The organism is Paenibacillus algicola (assembly GCF_005577435.1).
GTDB lineage: Bacteria > Bacillota > Bacilli > Paenibacillales > Paenibacillaceae > Paenibacillus_AQ > Paenibacillus_AQ algicola.
Genome location: NZ_CP040396.1, coordinates 4,056,085 through 4,073,544, shown reverse-complemented (window position 1 = coordinate 4,073,544; position 17,460 = coordinate 4,056,085). Strand labels below are relative to the sequence as shown.

Sequence of the window (17,460 nt, the reverse complement as noted above, 5' to 3'; positions counted from 1 at the left end):
CAGGTGGAGCATCATGCCAGCAACTTCCCGGTTGTATTAATATGAATACAGTCGTATAATAATACATATTTATGAGACGGATAAAGTATAGGCACCTTCGTGTCAGCAAGCCGCTGTACGATACAGGTGTCAACGGGAGAGGATGAATTCAAGATGGCAGAGCAGCATATCAGAGTCGCAATTGTCGGTTCAACCGGATACGGGGGCGTGGAGCTGATCCGGCTTCTTCAGCACCATCCGAACGTGGAGATCACCTCGGTGATCTCCTCGTCCAGTTCCGGGGTGCCGATCTCGGACGGCTTTCCGCATTTGACGAATATAATCAAGCGCAACCTGGACGGTGTAGACCCGGCAGAGATGGCAGAGAGGGCGGACCTGGTGTTTACAGCTACGCCGTCAGGGGTCAGCGCAAAGCTGGTGCCTCAGCTGCTGGAGGCGGGCCTTAAGGTGGTCGACCTGTCCGGCGACTTCCGGCTCAAAGACGGCGCAGCATACGAAAAGTGGTATAAGCATGACGCTCCCGATGCTGACGTGCTTGCATCAGCGGTCTACGGTCTTTGCGAAATTTATGGCGAGCAGGTGCGGGAGGTGGATTTCATCTCAAACCCCGGCTGCTACCCTACCGCCACGCTGCTGGGCCTGATCCCGGCGCTGAAGGCAGGCTGGATTGATCACTCCGGCATCATTATTGATGCCAAGTCGGGAGTGTCGGGTGCGGGCCGCGGCACGAGCCTGACGACCCATTATGCGGAAATCAACGAGAACTTCAAGGCGTATAAGGTGAATAAGCATCAGCATATTCCGGAGATCGAGCAGGTACTCTCCCAGGAATCCGGACAGGAGGTAACGGTGACGTTCACCACCCATCTGGTCCCGATGACGAGGGGCATCATGAGCACGATGTACGCACCGCTGCTGGGTCATTACTCGGAAGAGGATTTTATACAGCTGTACCGGGAGTACTACAAGGACCGCCCGTTCGTCCGTGTTCGCAGTCAGGGCATTTGGCCTTCGACGAAGGAAGTGAGCGGCTCCAATTTTTGCGATATCGGCTTTGCAGTGGATGAAAGAACCGGAAGAGTCACAGTCATATCGGTAATTGATAATGTGGTGAAGGGCGCGGCAGGCCAGGCGATCCAGAACCTGAATCTGATGATGGGATGGGAGGAAAGCCTCGGTCTTGCGTTTACACCGGTGTATCCGTAAGGCAGAGGCGCGCATATGGGAGAGAAGCTGTACACGGTAGTTGAGGACGGAAGCATAGTTACGCCACAAGGGTTTCGGGCTGGCGGCCTGCATTGCGGATTGAAAAAAACCGAGCGCAACGATCTGGGGCTGGTGCTCTGCGACGTGCCGGCCGTATCGGCGGCAGTGTATACGACGAATGCCTTTCAGGCGGCACCGCTGAAGGTAACGCGGGAAAGCCTTGTGAATGGAAGTCTGCGCGCAGTAATTGTAAACAGCGGGAATGCCAACGCCTGCACAGGCAAGCAGGGGGAAGAGGATGCATACCGCATGCGCGCTTTGACGGCAGCCCGGTTTGATCTGGCGGAGGAGGATGTCGCTGTAGCCTCGACCGGAGTCATCGGAGAGCTGCTCAAAATGGATCGTGTCGAGAGCGGCATCGCAGCCCTGCCGGAACAGATCCATCCTGCGGCCGAGGGCGCAGAGGCGTTCAGCCAGGCGATTCTGACAACGGATCTGGTCAAAAAAGAAGCCTGCGTCGCTGTTCAGGTCGGCGGAAAGACCGTAACGATTGCCGGTGCCGCGAAGGGATCGGGTATGATTCATCCCAACATGGCCACCATGCTGGGCTTCATGACGACCGATGCCACAATTTCGCCCGATGCGCTGCAGCAGCTGCTGCGAAGCACCACGGATCTGACCTTTAATATGATTACCGTCGATGGAGATACAAGCACGAACGACATGCTGGTTGCCATGGCGAGCGGCCTTGCGGACAACGACACGTTGACGCCGGAGCACCCGGATTGGGAAGCTTTCGCGGCGGGCTTCGGCTACGTCTGTCAGGTGCTGGCGAAAGCCATCGCCCGCGACGGTGAAGGAGCAAACCGCCTGATCGAGGTGCGTGTTGCCGGCGCGGAATGCGACAGCGACGCCCAGGCCATTGCGAAGACGATCATCGGCTCCAGTCTGGTGAAATCCGCCATGTTCGGCGCCGATGCCAACTGGGGACGCATTATTGCGGCAGTCGGCCGGGCCGGACGTCCGGTCAATCCGGAGACGGTGGACATTGCCATCGGCCCGATTGCCGTGCTGGAGCAGTCCAGGCCGCTTCCTTTTGACGAAGAGGCCGCCCTTGCTTATTTGCAGGGCGATACCATTCACATTGATGTCCATCTGCATACCGGCAGTGGCTCAGCCGTCGCCTGGGGCTGCGATTTGACTTATGATTATGTACGAATTAACGCGGCTTACCGCACCTAATCCACCATAAACATCAGAATTTATGACCATTCACCTGCATCACAGGCAAGGGAGGACAGCACATGGATAGCATTACAGGAAGCGGGGCCCCGCAGCGCCAGCCGGCAAGCTTTGTCATGAAGTGCGGCGGCAGTACGCTGGCTGCGCTTCCGGACAATTTTTTTGAGGACTTAAGGTTGCTGCAGGAGCAGGGAAACCAGCCGGTCATCGTGCATGGCGGGGGTCCTGCCATCTCGGGGAACCTGGAGCGGCTCGGCATTGAGACAGAGTTCGTCAACGGACTGCGCAGAACGACGGAGGACGTTCTGGACGTGGTTGAAATGGTGCTGTCCGGCAGCATTAACAAGCAGATTGTGCGGCGCATACAGGCGGCAGGCGGCAGGGCGCTGGGACTGTCAGGCTCGGACGGCGGCCTCATTCAGGCAAGGCCGGTAGACAACAGCGCGGAGGTCGGATTTGTCGGTGAGGTTACCGAGGTCCGGTCCAACATCATCTCCGGCATTCTGGACCTGGGCTATATGCCGGTCATTGCCCCGATCGGGGTGGATGAGTCCGGACAGCGGTATAACATTAACGCCGACACAGCCGCAGGGGCCGTCGCCTCTTTTCTCGGAGCAGCCCGAATGATTGTCGTGACGGATGTCCCAGGAATCATGAAGGACAGCGGCAGCGGCAAGGCCGTACTCCCGGCGGTTACGGTTCAGGAGATTGATGAGATGATTGCATCTGGCGAAATATACGGCGGCATGATTCCGAAGGTGAAGGCAGCGGTCAGCTGCATTCACGGTCAGGTTCAAGAGGTCGTCATTGTGGACGGCAGTGTGCCGGGAATTTTGAGCCGGGTATTGTCCGGCGAAGAGATCGGTACGCGTATCGTTCAGCCTAAATAAAACCAAGATGGGATAAGGAGCGTGACAAGCATGGCCAAGGAACAGCAGCCACAAGCAGCACAGCAAGGAGCGGCGGGATTAAGCCCTCTTTTTCCGACGTATGCAAGATACCCGATCAGCCTGGTCAAGGGTGAAGGAAGCTGGCTGTGGGATGATCAAGGGAATAAATATCTCGACTTTATGTGCGGTCTGGCGGTCACGAACCTCGGCCATGCTCCGAAGCAGGTGAAGGAGAAGCTGAAGGCTCAGCTCGATGAGCTGTGGCATGTGTCGAACCTGTTCCACATTCCGGGACAGGAGAAGGCGGCAGCGCTGCTGACGCAGCATACCTGTGCAGACGCGGTGTTCTTCTGCAATAGCGGAGCCGAGGCGAACGAAGCGGCCATCAAGCTGGCACGCCGGTATCATCAAAAGGTGCTGGGCAACGGGCGTTTCGAGATCATCACCTTTACCCAGTCCTTCCATGGCAGAACCCTCGCCACCCTGACCGCAACCGGACAGGACAAGGTGAAGGAAGGCTTCCTTCCGCTGCCAGCCGGCTTCAAGACGGTTCCTTTGCATGATGTAAAAGCGCTCGAGAGCGCCATCACCTCCTCCACTGCTGCCATCATGATCGAGATGGTTCAGGCGGAGGGCGGCGTGTATCCGGTTGATCCGGCTTTCGTTAAAGCCATTCAGGAGCTTTGCCAGAAGCACGGCCTGCTGCTCATCGTCGATGAGGTGCAGACGGGCATGGGGCGTACGGGCAAGCTGTTCGCGCATGAGCATTACGGGCTGCAGCCTGATATTTTTACCTCGGCCAAGGGCCTGGGCTCGGGCTTCCCGGTCGGTGCCATGCTGGGCAAAGGATATTTGCGTGAAGCTTTTGCTGCCGGCAGCCACGGCTCAACCTTCGGCGGAACGCCGATGTCCATGGCGGTGGTGCAGGCTACCCTCGAGACGATGGTGGAGGAGAACGTGCCGCAGCGCGCAGCTGAAAGCGGACAATATCTCGTAGCGCGGCTTCATGAGGAGCTGGGCGGACACTCTTTTGTTAAAGATATTCGCGGCAAGGGGCTGCTGATCGGGATTGAATGTGCGGACGCAGTAGGAGAGATTGTGCTGGAAGGTCAGCGCCGGGGCCTGCTGTTCGTAACGGCAGGACCGAATGTGATCCGCCTGCTGCCTAATCTGCTTGTAAGCAAGGAAGAGATTGATCAGGCGGTCAGCCTCTTAGCAGAGCTGATTCAAGAGCACACCGCGGTAAAATCCTTGTAACAGGGGCAGCCTGGGGCATGTCATGTTACAATAGACTATAAAGCTAAAGGAAGCAGAGAAGGAGGCAGCTGCATGAGCGTGAACGGACAGGTACAGCCCATGACGTTAAAAGGGCGCGATATGATCGAGCTCGACGACTATACCCCGGAGGAAATTCAGTATTTACTGGATTTCGCCATCGAGCTGAAGCGCAAGCAGAAGAACGGTGAAGTGTTTGAGCCGCTGAAGGGAAAGACGATCGGATTGATTTTTGAGAAATCGTCCACACGGACACGGGTTTCGTTTGAAGCCGGCATGTTCCAGCTGGGCGGACACGCCTTGTTCCTCAGCAAGAATGACATCCAGCTGGGACGCGGTGAGCCGATCAGTGATACGGCGCAGGTGATGTCCCGTTATCTGGACGGCATCATGATCCGGACCTTCGGTCATGACAATGTGGTCAATCTGGCGCGCTACGCCTCCATTCCGGTCATCAACGGCTTGAGCGATGCCGCTCACCCTTGTCAGGTGCTGGCAGATCTGCAGACGATTCTGGAGCACAAGGGCAAGCTTGCCGGTCTCAAAATGACGTATATCGGCGATGGCAACAACATGGCCCACTCGCTGCTGATCGGCGGTGCCAAGATGGGCATGCATGTCGCTGTGGCGAGCCCTGAAGGGTATGCGCCGGATGAGCGTATTGTGGAACTGAGCAAGAGCATCGCGCAGGAAACCGGAGGACAAATTACGATCACTCATCATCCCCTGGAAGCGGCGCAGGATGCGGATGTCATCTATACGGATGTTTGGGCCAGCATGGGCTTTGAAGAGGAGCAGAAGCAGCGTGAGGCAGCTTTTGCCGACTATCAGGTGAATGAGGAGCTGGTCAAGGCGGCGAAGCCGGACTATCTGTTCCTGCACTGCCTGCCGGCGCACCGCGGCGAAGAGGTCAGCGAGGGCGTAATTGACGGCGGCAACTCGGTGATTTTTGACCAGGCGGAGAACCGTCTGCATGCACAAAAAGCATTGATGGCCGCGCTGATGGCGGATTGATTCCCGCGAAACCAACCTATAGAAATCCGGGTATGACAGGCATAACATCTGCGCCCGGCAAGAGAGGACGTTAAATACATGGCAAAACCTAAAATTGTGCTCGCCTACTCCGGCGGGCTGGATACCTCCATTATTTTGAAATGGCTGAAAGAAACCTATGATGCAGAAATTATCGCCTTTACGGCAGACATCGGGCAAAAGGAAGAGCTCGACGGCCTGGAGGAAAAAGCGCTCGCTACGGGAGCTTCTAAAGTGTACATCGACGATCTGCGCGAGGAATTTGCCCAGGATTTCATCTATCCGATGTTTCAGTCCGGGGCTCTCTATGAAGGACAATACCTGCTGGGCACAAGCATTGCCCGTCCGCTGATCGCGAAGCGGATGGTGGATATTGCGCGCGCTGAAGGCGCAACTGCTATTGCCCATGGCGCTACCGGCAAAGGCAATGACCAGGTGCGCTTTGAGCTGGGTGTGGCCGGACTGGCACCGGATATCGAGGTGATTGCACCTTGGCGTCTGGAGGAGTTCCGCAATCAGTTCCCGGGCCGCGCCGAGATGATCGCTTATGCGGAGGAGCATGGCATTCCGGTAACGGCATCCGCAGCTAAATCGTATTCGATGGACCGCAATCTGCTGCATATCAGCTACGAAAGTGGCGTGCTGGAGGATCCTTGGTTCGACGCCAGCGCGGACGAGAGCAAGGATATGTACCTGCTCAGCGTGTCGCCGGAGGATGCGCCGGATCAAGCGGAATATCTGGAGCTGGAGTTTGAGCAAGGTAACTGCGTAGCGCTCAACGGAGAATCCATGAACCCGCTGCAGGTGATGGAGAAGCTGAACGAGCTCGGCGGCAAGCATGGCATTGGCCGCGTAGACATGGTAGAGAACCGCTTTGTAGGCATGAAGAGCCGCGGCGTCTACGAGACTCCGGGCGGCAGTATTCTGTTCACGGCTCACCGCAAGATCGAGTCCATCACGATGGACCGTGAGGTCATGAACCTGCGCGACAGCCTGATTACCCGCTACAGCACCCTGGTGTACAATGGCTTCTGGTTCGCACCGGAGCGTGAAGCACTGCAGGCGCTGGTGACGGAGAGTCAGAAGAACGTCAGCGGCACCGTGCGCGTGAAGCTGTATAAGGGCAATGTGATTTCTGCGGGCGTCAAGAGCCCGGTAAGCCTGTACAACCCGGATATCGCTACCATGGAAGCCGATCCGACACAGGCCTATGACCAAGGCGATGCGACTGGCTTTATCCGCTTGAACGCACTGCGCTTGAAGGTCGCATCCGGCGTTAGCCAGAACAACTAAAGCCTGCCATCCGGCGTAACCGGCAGCAGCAATATAACCAAAACCAGGCGAAGGCCGTTTCAAGCAAGAACCTCTTCTTTTCTCAGGCTGGCCTGAGAGGAGAAGGCGGGCGCTGGAGACGGCCCTCTGCCTTAACGAGAGAGGGGCAGCAGTGTGAGCAAGTTATGGGGAGGCCGTTTTACGAAGCAGACGAATGCCCTGGTGGAGCAGTATACCGCATCCATCGGGTTTGATCAGCAGCTGGCGGAGGAGGACATTCAGGGCAGTCTGGCTCATGTCACCATGCTCGGCCGATGCGGGATTGTGCCGCAAGAGGATGTAGAAAATATTAAGGCAGGCCTGAACAAGGTGCTGGAGAAGATCCGCAAGGGTGAAGTGGAGTTCTCGGTGTCGGATGAGGACATTCACATGAATATTGAGAAGAACCTGATCCAGGAGGTAGGAGCCGTCGGCGGGAAGCTGCATACGGGACGCAGCCGGAATGACCAGGTGGCGACCGACATGCATTTGTACTTGCGCAACCGGGTCGTTGCTTTGACAGGGATGCTGTACGAGCTGCAAACGGCGCTGATTGGACAGGCCAAGAGCAATCTCGATACGATCATTCCAGGCTATACTCATCTTCAGCGCGCGCAGCCCATCCTGTTCGCCCATCATCTGATGGCTTACGTATCCATGTTCCAGCGTGATATCGACCGCCTGATCGACAGCTACAAGCGGATTAATATTCTTCCACTGGGTGCAGGAGCGCTGGCGGGCACGACGTTCCCGATTGACCGCCACTTTGTAGCCGAGCAGCTCGGGTTTGACGGGGTGTATGAGAACAGCCTGGATGCCGTTAGTGACCGGGATTTCATTCTGGAATTCCTGTCCGGCGCCTCCATGATTATGATGCATTTATCCCGTCTCAGCGAGGAGCTGGTGCTGTGGAGCAGCACGGAGTTTAACTTCGTGGAGCTGGATGATGCGTTTTGTACCGGCAGCAGCATCATGCCGCAGAAGAAGAACCCGGACGTGCCTGAATTGGTGCGGGGCAAGACCGGCCGGGTTTACGGCAACCTGATGGGGCTGCTTACGGTGCTGAAATCCCTGCCTCTTGCGTACAACAAGGATATGCAGGAGGACAAGGAAGGCATGTTTGATACCGTGGCTACGCTGGAGGGAGCGCTGCAGCTGTTCGCTCCGATGATTGCGACCATGAAGGTGAACAAGGGCCGCATGCGCGAAGCCGTCAACACCGACTTCTCCAACGCGACCGACATTGCTGACTTCCTGGTTGGCAAAGGTCTGCCTTTCCGCCAGGCGCATGAGGTTATCGGCAAAACGGTGCTGTACTGTATTCAGAACGACAAGTTCCTGCTGGACCTGAAGCTGGAAGAGTTCCAGCAGTTCTCGCCGCTGTTTGATGACAGCATTTACGAGGTGCTTCAGCCGGAGACGGTGGTGGATGCGCGGAATGTGTACGGAGGGACCGCATCGGTACAGGTTGAGGCCGCGATCGGCCGCGCCGAGGCGACTCTTGCAAAAGCTGCCGAGTGGATTGAGCAGCATTCCTGATAGTTCGGATAACGATAAAAGGCCGTTTCCTTCGGATCTAGTGATCCTGGGAAGCGGCCTTTTGGCGGTTCAAAAGGTCGTGACACCGTTCTGTTCTGCCCCGCCGCGCGCGCAAATCATGCTCAGGTTGGCTGAGATAGGGGCAGCCAGTTCAGCACGTTCTGGATGTACTGATCCCAGAGCCCCCAATCGTGTCCGCCGGGCCCTTCCTCATAGGTCAGCTCCAGTGAGGTTTGGCGGCAGGCTGCCAGAAACGTAAGGTTATCCTGGTAGAGGAAATCCTCGGTGCCGCAGTATTGATACAGCTTCGGCTTAGGCCCCTCGGTGGACTCTAACGATTGAAGCAGCGCCAGCAGATCATCGTCACTGCCGGCTACGGGGCGCTCACCCCAGATGAGCCTCCGATCCTCCTCAATGCCCTCACTCACAAAGTGCCCGGAAATATCGAGCGCGCCGGAGAGGCTGGCGGCGGCCGCGAACAGATCCGGTCTGCGCAGACCCAGCTTGAAGGCACCGTAGCCGCCCATCGACAGGCCGGCGACGAAGGTGTCCTCGCGGCGTTCCGACAGCGGGAAGAAGGAGCGGGCAAGTGCCGGCAGCTCCTCACTGATAAACGTCCAGTACTTGCCGCCATACTCCATATCCGTATAGAAGCTGCGGTGCACCTGCGGCATGATCACAGCAAGACCCAAGGAAGCGGCGTAGCGCTCGATGGAGGTGCGGCGAAGCCAGATGGAGTCGTCATCGGATAGTCCATGCAGCAGAAAAAGCACAGGATGGCGCCGGGAAGCAGCCCGGCTCTCCATGCCGATCTGTCCGGTGGTCGTATTTTGAGGAATAATGGCATGCATGGAGGTGCTTAGTCCCAGCGTTTCAGAGAAAAAATGACATTGCATCAGTGCCATATAAACACTCCTTTATGTGCTGTGTTAAGTGATCCTGCTATGATCATAGCATATGCGTATCGAAGGAGGCATCTGGTCTATAAACCTCCTGATATCAGACAGGTTTCTTCTTGCCCCCTGCCAAATCAAGGAATATAATAGGTAGGAATAATAGATCATGAACGGTGCAAATATGAAAGCGCGGTGAAGGGAGCGGAGGCTTGATGAAGAAGGCGTTTCAGAAGGAGCAGGGCTTTAGCCTGCTTGAGGTACTGGCTGCGATCGTCATCTTGTCGATCATCTCTCTGGTACTAACGTCATATTTTACGAATGCGTTATCCTACTCGAAGTCCAACCAGAACCGGACCGTGATGGTCAATCTGGCGAGGAACGCGCTTTTTTATATGGAGAAGCAGAATTTTGCAAGTATTAAGGACTTGCTCCTGCAGGAGCAGCAGAGCGGCTTGGCGCCTTCCATCCAGGGAAGCCGCTGCAGCAGTACGCAGCAATGCGCCTACACCGGTGTGTTCCTGAACCCCGAGGTGCTGCCAGAGGTGCTGAATCCGGTCGTCAATAATATCCAGTATGAGCTGGAAATTATGTATCAGGAAGAGCTGCATGAAGAGATGAAGCAGGGCAAGGTGCCAGGTACCGAGGAAAGTACAGAGGAACGGAAGGTCCAGATGTCTCAGTATCTGCTGCCGCTGCAGGTGAAGGTGACAGGACCGGGTGGACCGAAGGGCAGTATGGTAGAAACCATTGTGGAGGGATACATATCGGATGAGAAAATTCGTTGACCTGTGGCGGCGCCAGCATGGCTTCACCGTCATTGAGCTCATTGCTGCCATTGCTGTATTTTCCCTCGTAGCGGGGCTCATTTCAACCGTCACGATCATGGGCTTCAACCAGTACAACCGGATCTCCCTTGAGAACTCGCTGCGCGAAGAAGGCGACATCATTATGTCGGCTGTCATGACGGAGCTGTACACCTTTGCGCCGGACACGATTGTAGATATTCAGGACCGCAGCGGTATTCTTCTTCAAAAAGGAGAGGGCAGTACTTTACAGCAGCGCCGGATTGAGATCGCAGGCGGGAGCTTGAGCATAGGACAGGTTGATCCCCTGTCGGTAAGTGACGCTGCTAATCCTTACGACATCCAGGCGGACTTAAGCGGCTCGGTCATTGAGGCCACGTCTGCTGACGGGCGGATCTGTGGAACCGAGGCTACTTGTGCCAGCGGGCTGATTAACATCCGCTTGAATCTGAGCCGTACGGTGAAGGGTGATGAAGGCGGATTAGAGCTGGAAAGTAAATTTGGATTTTAGGAGGCTTTGGACATATGTCGGATCCCAAGAAGAAGCCGCGGCTCCGAAACGCAGACATGAGCCGGACAAAGATACCGCAGCAGGGTGATTTGTGCAGCCTACACAGGGAGATCAAGCTCGCTGATGAGCGCGGCTCGGCTCTGGTGCTGGTCATGTTCATTGCACTGCTGTTCACGCTTCTGGGCGTCACGGTGCTCAGTGCGACCGTTGGGGGTGCCCAGCGGACCGAGACGCGCAAGAATGAGGTTCAGAGCCTCCATCTGGCAGAGAAAACCTTAGAGGAAACGATTGCTTACATGACGGCAGAGCTGGAGGGCATCGTCAAGGATAGCATTAACGAAGCTCAGGGAGATCTGGAGCAGGATATTGATACCTATCTCCAAACCCTGCGGCAGGGCACAGAGCAGCTTCCGGCCAGCACGGAGCTCACTCGTGCCGACGGGCGGATTCTGGATATTTCCTATGAACGGGTCTCTGCGGCAGGTCAGCCGTCCAGCTATATCGTAAATCTGACGGCAGAGGCGATGGTGAACGGCGTCAAGCGGGAGCTGGTGCAGGAGATCACGTTCGATACTTATCCGGATTTCCTGAAATATACGCTGGGCTCGGAAGGCAATGTTATTCTGAATGGCTCACCGCAGATCCGGGGCAATATTTATGCAGGTAAAGGCCTGTACATTAATGATCAGGCAGAGTATTTGTATCAGTCGTCGCAGTTAAAGAGAATGGCGTCTTCTCCCTTTGAGCTGCAGGGTGAGGCCCATGTTCAATCTCTGGATGGGATGGAATATACCCGCAACGGCCGGACATGGACAGCGGCGGAGCTGGACCGGGAAGGGGTTACCTGGACTGGTGTCATTCCTCTGGATCAGATCCTGATCAAGAATCAGCGGAAGTTCGTACAAATCAATGTTCGGGAATCCTTTATTGATAAAGTGGTGGAGTCGATCGGGGCTCCAGCCGGCGGCGACATTCTCCGGCAAAATGTCCGTGGTCGCCTGAATGGCGGTCTGACAGAGCTGCTTAAGCAGCATCCGGCATTTTATGATGCCCCGGAGCAGCTTCCGCTTAAGCCGGAAGTGCCGGAGTATCCGGAAGGGTCAGACCCGGACGCCGAAGGACTGAGTGAGGAAGAGGCTCAGCGTATGAGAGAGAGTATAGAGCAATGGAGTACGTACCGGGAGGGCATCCAGCGCTTTACCCGACCAGCGCGTTCACTGGTGTATGAGGGCGATGTGGTCTTCGACGGTGTCGAGCTCACGGGCATTGAAGCCGGAGGTGCAAATGCCTGGTATGTCGTGGACGGCAATGTTAAGATCGATAACTTCAGCGATCAGCCGCTGCGGATTGCTGCCAACATGCTCATTACAGGCAGGTTAGAAATACGCGGCAATGTGGAGCTGGATTCTACCATTTTTGTACTGGGAGCGGCGCAGAACGAGACATCCACCTTGGTGGAAGACGCGTCCATCAGCGGGCTGGGTGTGATTATGTCCGAGGGACCGATCCTTGTGAACCGTCATGACGCGTTTCAGGATACAGTTCGTCCGTTGAACGCGTTCTTCTATACAGATGCTTCGGCGGAGCTTTACGGAGTGGGCTCGATCTTTTCGCTCAAGGGCGGGTTTTTCGCGAAGGGCGACCTCACGGTAAACGCGATCCGGGGACGTGCTACGGCGGGCAGCGGAGATATTGACGTGGATCCATCCAGCGAACTGATCCGCTTCCAGGCCGAGTATGACAGTGAGGTTTATCTGAAGCAAGCCGATGGACTGCCGCGAGTCAACCAGATTAGCGTAAAGGCAGGTAACTTGAGACTGAAGTAAAGAATAGGTCCAGCTATGCAATCAGGAATGAGATAACAGGAAGCGATGCCCCGGGATGCTGGGGCATCGCTTTTTTTTCTGTCAGGTTCCCGGCAGCTTCTCATGGTCATCACAAGCTCATGGGTTCGCAGCGTAATGCTTGGAGCCTGTCCCAAGCATGAAAAGGGCCTTGCCCAGGGTTCATTAAGAATCCTGGGCAAGGCCCTTTGGCTTATGCAGTATGACACGCTGCGATCAGCGCTAGTTACTGCCTAGTAACGATCGCCGCTGACGGTTCCGTTAACCTTTACGGTTCCCGTTGCGGTGAGCGTTCTGCCTTCAAAAGAGTAGGTTACTGTAATTTTGGCGACGCCCTTCTTCTTGCCGGAGACCATACCGTTAGAAGCATTAACGGTGGCCACATCCGGATTGTCACTTTCCCAGCGTAGATAGCCCTGCAGGAGCGTTCTCGGGAAGTCAGCCGGACGAGTAAGTAGGTTGCTGTCATACATATTTAGCGTCCCGCCTTGATTCAGGACAGCATCCGTCAAATACAGACCTTCCAGCACCGGCACGATCTTCAGCTGATGAAGTGCGGTCAGATTATCCTGATCCCAGCCGGTGGAAGCCCGAATGGTAATGGCTTCATTCGGTCTCAGGCCTGTGACGGTGACTGTTGAGCCATCTGCGGAAGGCGTCAGTCTGGCGTAGCTGCCGCCGTCGCCTTCCAATGTCCACTGGAAGCCGGTCTCATCGGCGTCATATGGCTCTGTCAGCAGGACGAGGGTAGCCTCAGCACCTACCGGAATACTGGCTGGACCGTTAATATAAATGGCATCCAGGCGCTGTTGAATGGTAACCGTATGCTCGGCCGTCGCCGCTCCCTGCGGGAACCGGTTCGTCAGCACTGTAACCATGATCGTGACCTCGCCCTTTCGGAGAGGGACTACCTCAACCAGGCTTGGATCCTGCGGGTTCGTGACCAGCCGGACCATATCAGACAGGTTCTGCCCGTTCACCGGCTTTACACTCCAGACATAGCCGGTTACCGTCTCATTGGCGGTAACATAGGTTGCTTCCAGCGGGAAGGTCTCCCGGGTAAATGCCGTGTCTGGGCCGGAAATGCTGAGATCGCGGTTAATTACGCGAATCTCTACCGCCTTCCGGATGCCGCTTCCGTCAGTGGCTGCCGCTGTAACTCTTGCGGTGCCTGCCTTCAGGCCGGTCACCAGACCCTCGCTGTTCACAGTAACAATGTCCGTGCGGCTGGAGGACCAGGTCAGCTGCTTCTGGTCGGCATCCTCCGGCAGTACTACCGGCGTCAGCTTATGCTCTGTACCGCTCAGGATGGTTGTACCCTCCATCTGAATCGCGGTCACCTTCACGACAGCCCGGAAGATCAGCTCCGGGAACACCGTGGATACTCTTGGCCGCGGAGCAGCCGGGTCCTCCTTCGGAGGATTCGACGGGCTGGCGCCAGGGTCGGACAGTACGCCTTCAAACGGCCGAAGATGAATATGGTGTCCGCTTCCGTCGGTCATAGACCGGACAACGACTGTGCCAAATACATTCCCATGCAGCTTGTAATCTGCAAGCGGAGCCAGAATCGAGCCTTTGACACTGATTGAAGAAGTATTCAGCGATACGGCGTCCGGGAAATGGAACAGAACATGTCCTTCGCCCACGCCTTTAAGCTCCAGGCCCCCGCTCATCTTCGCGGAGGTGCCCGTGACATTGATTAAGACCGTAGAGCCGGCAGGCGCGTCGATCACCAGGTTATGGGAGCGCTCCAGCTCCTGTGCCGTCAGGGTGAAAACATTCAAATCACTCCGGGTTCCTGTAAGGTTGATACTACAGGTCGGGTTGTTCCAGCATTGAATGACCGGCGCTGCCGTGGGTGTTAGAGCCGCTGCTGCTTGCGATATACTCTGTACAGCTTGTGTAGCTGCTTCAAAATCCACAGGCTGGTCCTGAACCAGCTTCGGCTTTAAATACTCCGGAACCGTGGCGGTACCGCCATAAGCTCCTTTACCATTATGAATCGTGCCCCCGTTCAGCGTCATATTCCCGCCGGCAATGAGGGTATAACGATTGGCAGAATTATTGCCCAGCTGATCCCCTACGGAGAAATTGTTCAGGTTCATATCGCCGCCAGCGGCAATCCGGCCGTCATTCGAAAATCCGGAGCTTGTAATCCATACATTCTCCAGCGCGAACACGGTATAATCCTTACCAATGCCTAGCGCTGATCGCGGAGCGGGGTCCTCCTCAAAGGGCTGAGGAGCCTCTTCCGGCTGCTCCTTCAGAGAATCCGGAAGATGAATGTCCTCGTAATCAATCCGCGAATTGTTGAGCAGATAAATGCCTTTGACGGTCGGGCGCATGCTCAGGTCAAACACAATCTGCTGCCGTTCCAGAGGCTCATACGATTTCACTCCATTGCTTTCCTTCAGCTCATATACAATGTCACCGAGCGCATACTTCACCGTGTATCCGGCAGACAGGCTTCCGCTGGACTCTGCACCTGCCGGAAGCTGAATGATGTCCAGACCCGGCGGGAACTGCTCTTCGTATCGGATGTCAGAGATGATGAGCTGCTGCTTGCCCTGCTCGTTAAGCTCAATGTCCATGTAAGGAATCGGCTTAGGCGTAATGGTATATGTGATGCCGACTTCTTCACCCCGGCGGACCTCATTGTTGATCACATTGGAGGAGAGGGTGCGTGACGTTTCCAGATTGATGCTGACCTTCTCGATCTGCACCTCAATGGTCTTGGTCGTCATGGCGCCCTGCTTGTCCCATGCGGAGATTTCAATCTCCAGCTTGCCGCCCTCTGGCAGTGGATTCTTGATGCTGTGAGTGAAGGTCTTGCCTGACTGAATTTGCTGATTATCTACCTTCAGCGAGTCCAGCGGCTGGCCATTGCCTTTAAAAGTAATGGCTGTAGTCAGGTCCTTGTCCTTCCAGTCCCAGTCATCCACGGTGTAGCTAATGACAAGATCCTGCAAGTATGACGGCTTGGTGCTCTGGTGCTCCGGCGTCAGTACTGTAATCTCAGGGGCATGGTTGGAACCGGTAAAGGCCCGGTACATCGTATTGACGAACAGCCGCTGCTCCCAGTCCGGGAAGGTCTGCACGTGACCGGTACCGGAGTAAGTGACATTGCCCTTGGAATAGGTGTAGTAATGGTTCCAGCTGTCGTTCACGTCCCGCTGGCTTCCTGAAATGTTATACCACGGAATGACGCTCTCATCATTCAGGTCCAAAGTGAAGTACTGGTTGTGCGTCGTAGCAATTTCCAGCACCTTTTTGCCGCCGGAGGAATCACTCAGGTCAAAAGGATACTGCGTCAGCAGTCCTTCGTTGACCGGCACAACGACTTTGGACGTGTTGGGTGCGCTAAGACCGAGATTCGTTTCGGGCTCGATCTGTCCGGTGATCGCTTGAAAACGGTTCGTCCACTCACTTTGCGTCTTGCTGCGGTAGATCGTATCATGCGTAAACATCGCACTCTGCTTCGTCTTCGTAATAAACTCCTCAACGCCCTGAGCCGCTTCCGCGCTGATCGGGGCGACCGTGTTATACACATCGGCAAAGCCGAAGATCAGCATGTCATACGTTCCGTTCAGGCCATAGCTGCCGTTCTCCTTGCGCTTGTTCTTCACATAATCGTTGAACTGGTTGATACTCTTAACCTCAACGTTCAGCTCATAGTCTGTGCCGGACAGGTAGCTTTGCTTCATCACGGCTGATTTCTTGAGGCTGCTCTTGTCGGTATTCGGCATGACCTGCAAAATGCTAACGACCGTCTTTTTGCCGCGATACCGGATCGTGCCGGTCTCATAATCCTTCAGCTGATTCGGATTGAGCCGATCGACGATTTCCAGCTTCCAATACAGCAGTCCGGAGTAGGTCTTCGGCAGCTTGTACCGGATTTCGCCTCCCGTGCCCTGGGTCAGGCTCGTGGTAGCGACAATCTGCTCCTTGTCCATCTTGGTCGATTTATCCACCGTCATGTAGAGATTGGCCGTAACCGGTCTGGTTTTGAAATCGCTGATGTTCGGGGTCTGGATCTGAAATACCAGCTCATCGCCGGTGTTGTACACATGGGCTGGATTGACTTCGTAATCGATCAGACTGCCCTTGTTGGCTAATGCCAGCTGTGGGCGCTGCTTCATCCCCGCAATATATGGGGAGTTGCCGGTCTGCAGTCCGGCAGCAAAGTCGGTGAGCTGCGTGCTGTTCAGAAACACGACATTCGGCTTCGGGCTCTCGCTGCGGTAAGTATTGAAATACTGATACAGGTTTCCGCGCTCATTCACCTTTTGTCTGTCGAACGGATCGGTAGAGAAGAAGACATACAGTCCCTTCTGGATGTACAAGTCTACGATCTGCTGCGCCTTCAGTGGCGTGATGTCATTCATCACCGTCGTCGTGTTGTGGTTCCTACCGTTGACCGGGAGGGTGCTGTAGAGGCCTTTACCGATGTAAATAGCATCGTACTTGCCATCGAGATCCTCACGGAGAGACACGAATCGCTTCATGCTCATTGTATCGACCTGGATACTTCCGTTCTTGTTCAGTTTTAGGTCTGAGGTCCCAGTATCTGTGATTTCCAGCAGAGAAATCGTGTAGCCGTCACTGTTGGCATTGGCTTTGCTGGTAAAGTCCCGAATCAGCACCATGACCAGCAATGCGAGAATGAACAGACCGGCTGCGTAAAATCCTTGTTTGACGGTGAGTCTCATGCTCTGGATCGCCCCTTAAATAAATAAAATAAATAGGTATGTCAGACTATGAAAATATGAAAAATCTTACATGGATGCACTAACATATCATTGTAAAATATACCAAGGTGTGATATATATCATTCTAGGTCAAAACACATATGTATTCAATACGAAAACGTGAAATATTTGCCAGTCTTAATAACTAGATTCATTAGATCTT

The 17,460-nt window shown here is 55.3% G+C and carries 12 protein-coding genes; 10 read left to right on the top strand and 2 right to left on the bottom strand.

Translation table 11 applies throughout. The annotated features are described in order from the left end of the window. The first annotated feature begins 153 nt into the window (after positions 1-153). The 7 genes from argC to argH all read left to right on the top strand — a co-directional run bounded on the left by argC (position 154) and on the right by argH (position 8,495). Positions 154-1,206 carry an N-acetyl-gamma-glutamyl-phosphate reductase gene (argC, locus tag E6C60_RS19025; protein ID WP_138227243.1) on the top strand — a complete coding sequence of 351 codons (1,053 nt, stop codon included), beginning with the start codon at positions 154-156 and terminating at the stop codon, positions 1,204-1,206. A gap of 15 nt (positions 1,207-1,221) precedes the next feature. Continuing rightward, positions 1,222-2,448, top strand: coding sequence for a bifunctional glutamate N-acetyltransferase/amino-acid acetyltransferase ArgJ (gene argJ / locus E6C60_RS19020; RefSeq protein ID WP_138227242.1), 1,227 nt, complete (start codon positions 1,222-1,224; stop codon positions 2,446-2,448). A 62-nt stretch (positions 2,449-2,510) separates the two neighbouring features. Then, positions 2,511-3,338, top strand: coding sequence for an acetylglutamate kinase (argB, locus tag E6C60_RS19015; protein WP_138227241.1), 828 nt, complete (start codon positions 2,511-2,513; stop codon positions 3,336-3,338). Between the two features lie 30 nt (positions 3,339-3,368). Next, positions 3,369-4,595, top strand: a complete 1,227-nt coding sequence (locus E6C60_RS19010; protein ID WP_138227240.1) for an acetylornithine transaminase — start codon at positions 3,369-3,371, stop codon at positions 4,593-4,595. Between the two features lie 72 nt (positions 4,596-4,667). Further along, positions 4,668-5,627, top strand: coding sequence for an ornithine carbamoyltransferase (gene argF / locus E6C60_RS19005; protein WP_138227239.1), 960 nt, complete (start codon positions 4,668-4,670; stop codon positions 5,625-5,627). A gap of 78 nt (positions 5,628-5,705) precedes the next feature. Further along, entirely contained in the window at positions 5,706-6,938 is a 1,233-nt protein-coding gene (locus tag E6C60_RS19000; protein WP_138227238.1) for an argininosuccinate synthase, read from the top strand. 153 nt (positions 6,939-7,091) lie between these two features. Next, a complete protein-coding gene (gene argH / locus E6C60_RS18995; protein WP_138227237.1) occupies positions 7,092-8,495 on the top strand; it encodes an argininosuccinate lyase in 1,404 nt (467 codons plus the stop codon). Between the two features lie 122 nt (positions 8,496-8,617). Here the strand turns inward: argH and E6C60_RS18990 are convergent, their stop codons facing one another. Next, positions 8,618-9,400, bottom strand: coding sequence for an alpha/beta hydrolase (locus E6C60_RS18990; RefSeq protein ID WP_138227236.1), 783 nt, complete (start codon positions 9,398-9,400; stop codon positions 8,618-8,620). A 203-nt stretch (positions 9,401-9,603) separates the two neighbouring features. On the opposite strand from E6C60_RS18990, the gene E6C60_RS18985 reads away from it, so the two are divergent. The 3 genes from E6C60_RS18985 to E6C60_RS18975 are packed head-to-tail and all read left to right on the top strand — an operon-like array spanning position 9,604 to position 12,531. Further along, positions 9,604-10,176, top strand: coding sequence for a type IV pilus modification PilV family protein (locus E6C60_RS18985; protein ID WP_138227235.1), 573 nt, complete (start codon positions 9,604-9,606; stop codon positions 10,174-10,176). After that, positions 10,160-10,705, top strand: a complete 546-nt coding sequence (locus tag E6C60_RS18980; protein WP_138227234.1) for a type II secretion system protein — start codon at positions 10,160-10,162, stop codon at positions 10,703-10,705. Before E6C60_RS18985 ends, E6C60_RS18980 begins: the two co-directional genes overlap by 17 nt. A 14-nt stretch (positions 10,706-10,719) precedes the next feature. After that, positions 10,720-12,531, top strand: coding sequence for a hypothetical protein (locus E6C60_RS18975; protein ID WP_138227233.1), 1,812 nt, complete (start codon positions 10,720-10,722; stop codon positions 12,529-12,531). Positions 12,532-12,782: 251 nt separating this feature from the next. Here the strand turns inward: E6C60_RS18975 and E6C60_RS18970 are convergent, their stop codons facing one another. Then, positions 12,783-17,258 carry a collagen-binding domain-containing protein gene (locus E6C60_RS18970; protein WP_138227232.1) on the bottom strand — a complete coding sequence of 1,492 codons (4,476 nt, stop codon included), beginning with the start codon at positions 17,256-17,258 and terminating at the stop codon, positions 12,783-12,785. Positions 17,259-17,460 lie beyond the last annotated feature (202 nt).

Excerpts from the sequence above, each read along its gene's own strand:
- argC (WP_138227243.1), top strand. The coding sequence starts at position 154 with ATGGCAGAGCAGCATATCAGAGTCGCAATTGTCGGTTCAACCGGATAC.
- argJ (WP_138227242.1), top strand. The coding sequence starts at position 1,222 with ATGGGAGAGAAGCTGTACACGGTAGTTGAGGACGGAAGCATAGTTACG.
- argB (WP_138227241.1), top strand. The coding sequence starts at position 2,511 with ATGGATAGCATTACAGGAAGCGGGGCCCCGCAGCGCCAGCCGGCAAGC.
- E6C60_RS19010 (WP_138227240.1), top strand. The coding sequence starts at position 3,369 with ATGGCCAAGGAACAGCAGCCACAAGCAGCACAGCAAGGAGCGGCGGGA.
- argF (WP_138227239.1), top strand. The coding sequence starts at position 4,668 with ATGAGCGTGAACGGACAGGTACAGCCCATGACGTTAAAAGGGCGCGAT.
- E6C60_RS19000 (WP_138227238.1), top strand. The coding sequence starts at position 5,706 with ATGGCAAAACCTAAAATTGTGCTCGCCTACTCCGGCGGGCTGGATACC.
- E6C60_RS18990 (WP_138227236.1), bottom strand. The coding sequence starts at position 9,400 with ATGGCACTGATGCAATGTCATTTTTTCTCTGAAACGCTGGGACTAAGC.
- E6C60_RS18985 (WP_138227235.1), top strand. The coding sequence starts at position 9,604 with ATGAAGAAGGCGTTTCAGAAGGAGCAGGGCTTTAGCCTGCTTGAGGTA.
- E6C60_RS18980 (WP_138227234.1), top strand. The coding sequence starts at position 10,160 with ATGAGAAAATTCGTTGACCTGTGGCGGCGCCAGCATGGCTTCACCGTC.
- E6C60_RS18975 (WP_138227233.1), top strand. The coding sequence starts at position 10,720 with ATGTCGGATCCCAAGAAGAAGCCGCGGCTCCGAAACGCAGACATGAGC.
- E6C60_RS18970 (WP_138227232.1), bottom strand. The coding sequence starts at position 17,258 with ATGAGACTCACCGTCAAACAAGGATTTTACGCAGCCGGTCTGTTCATT.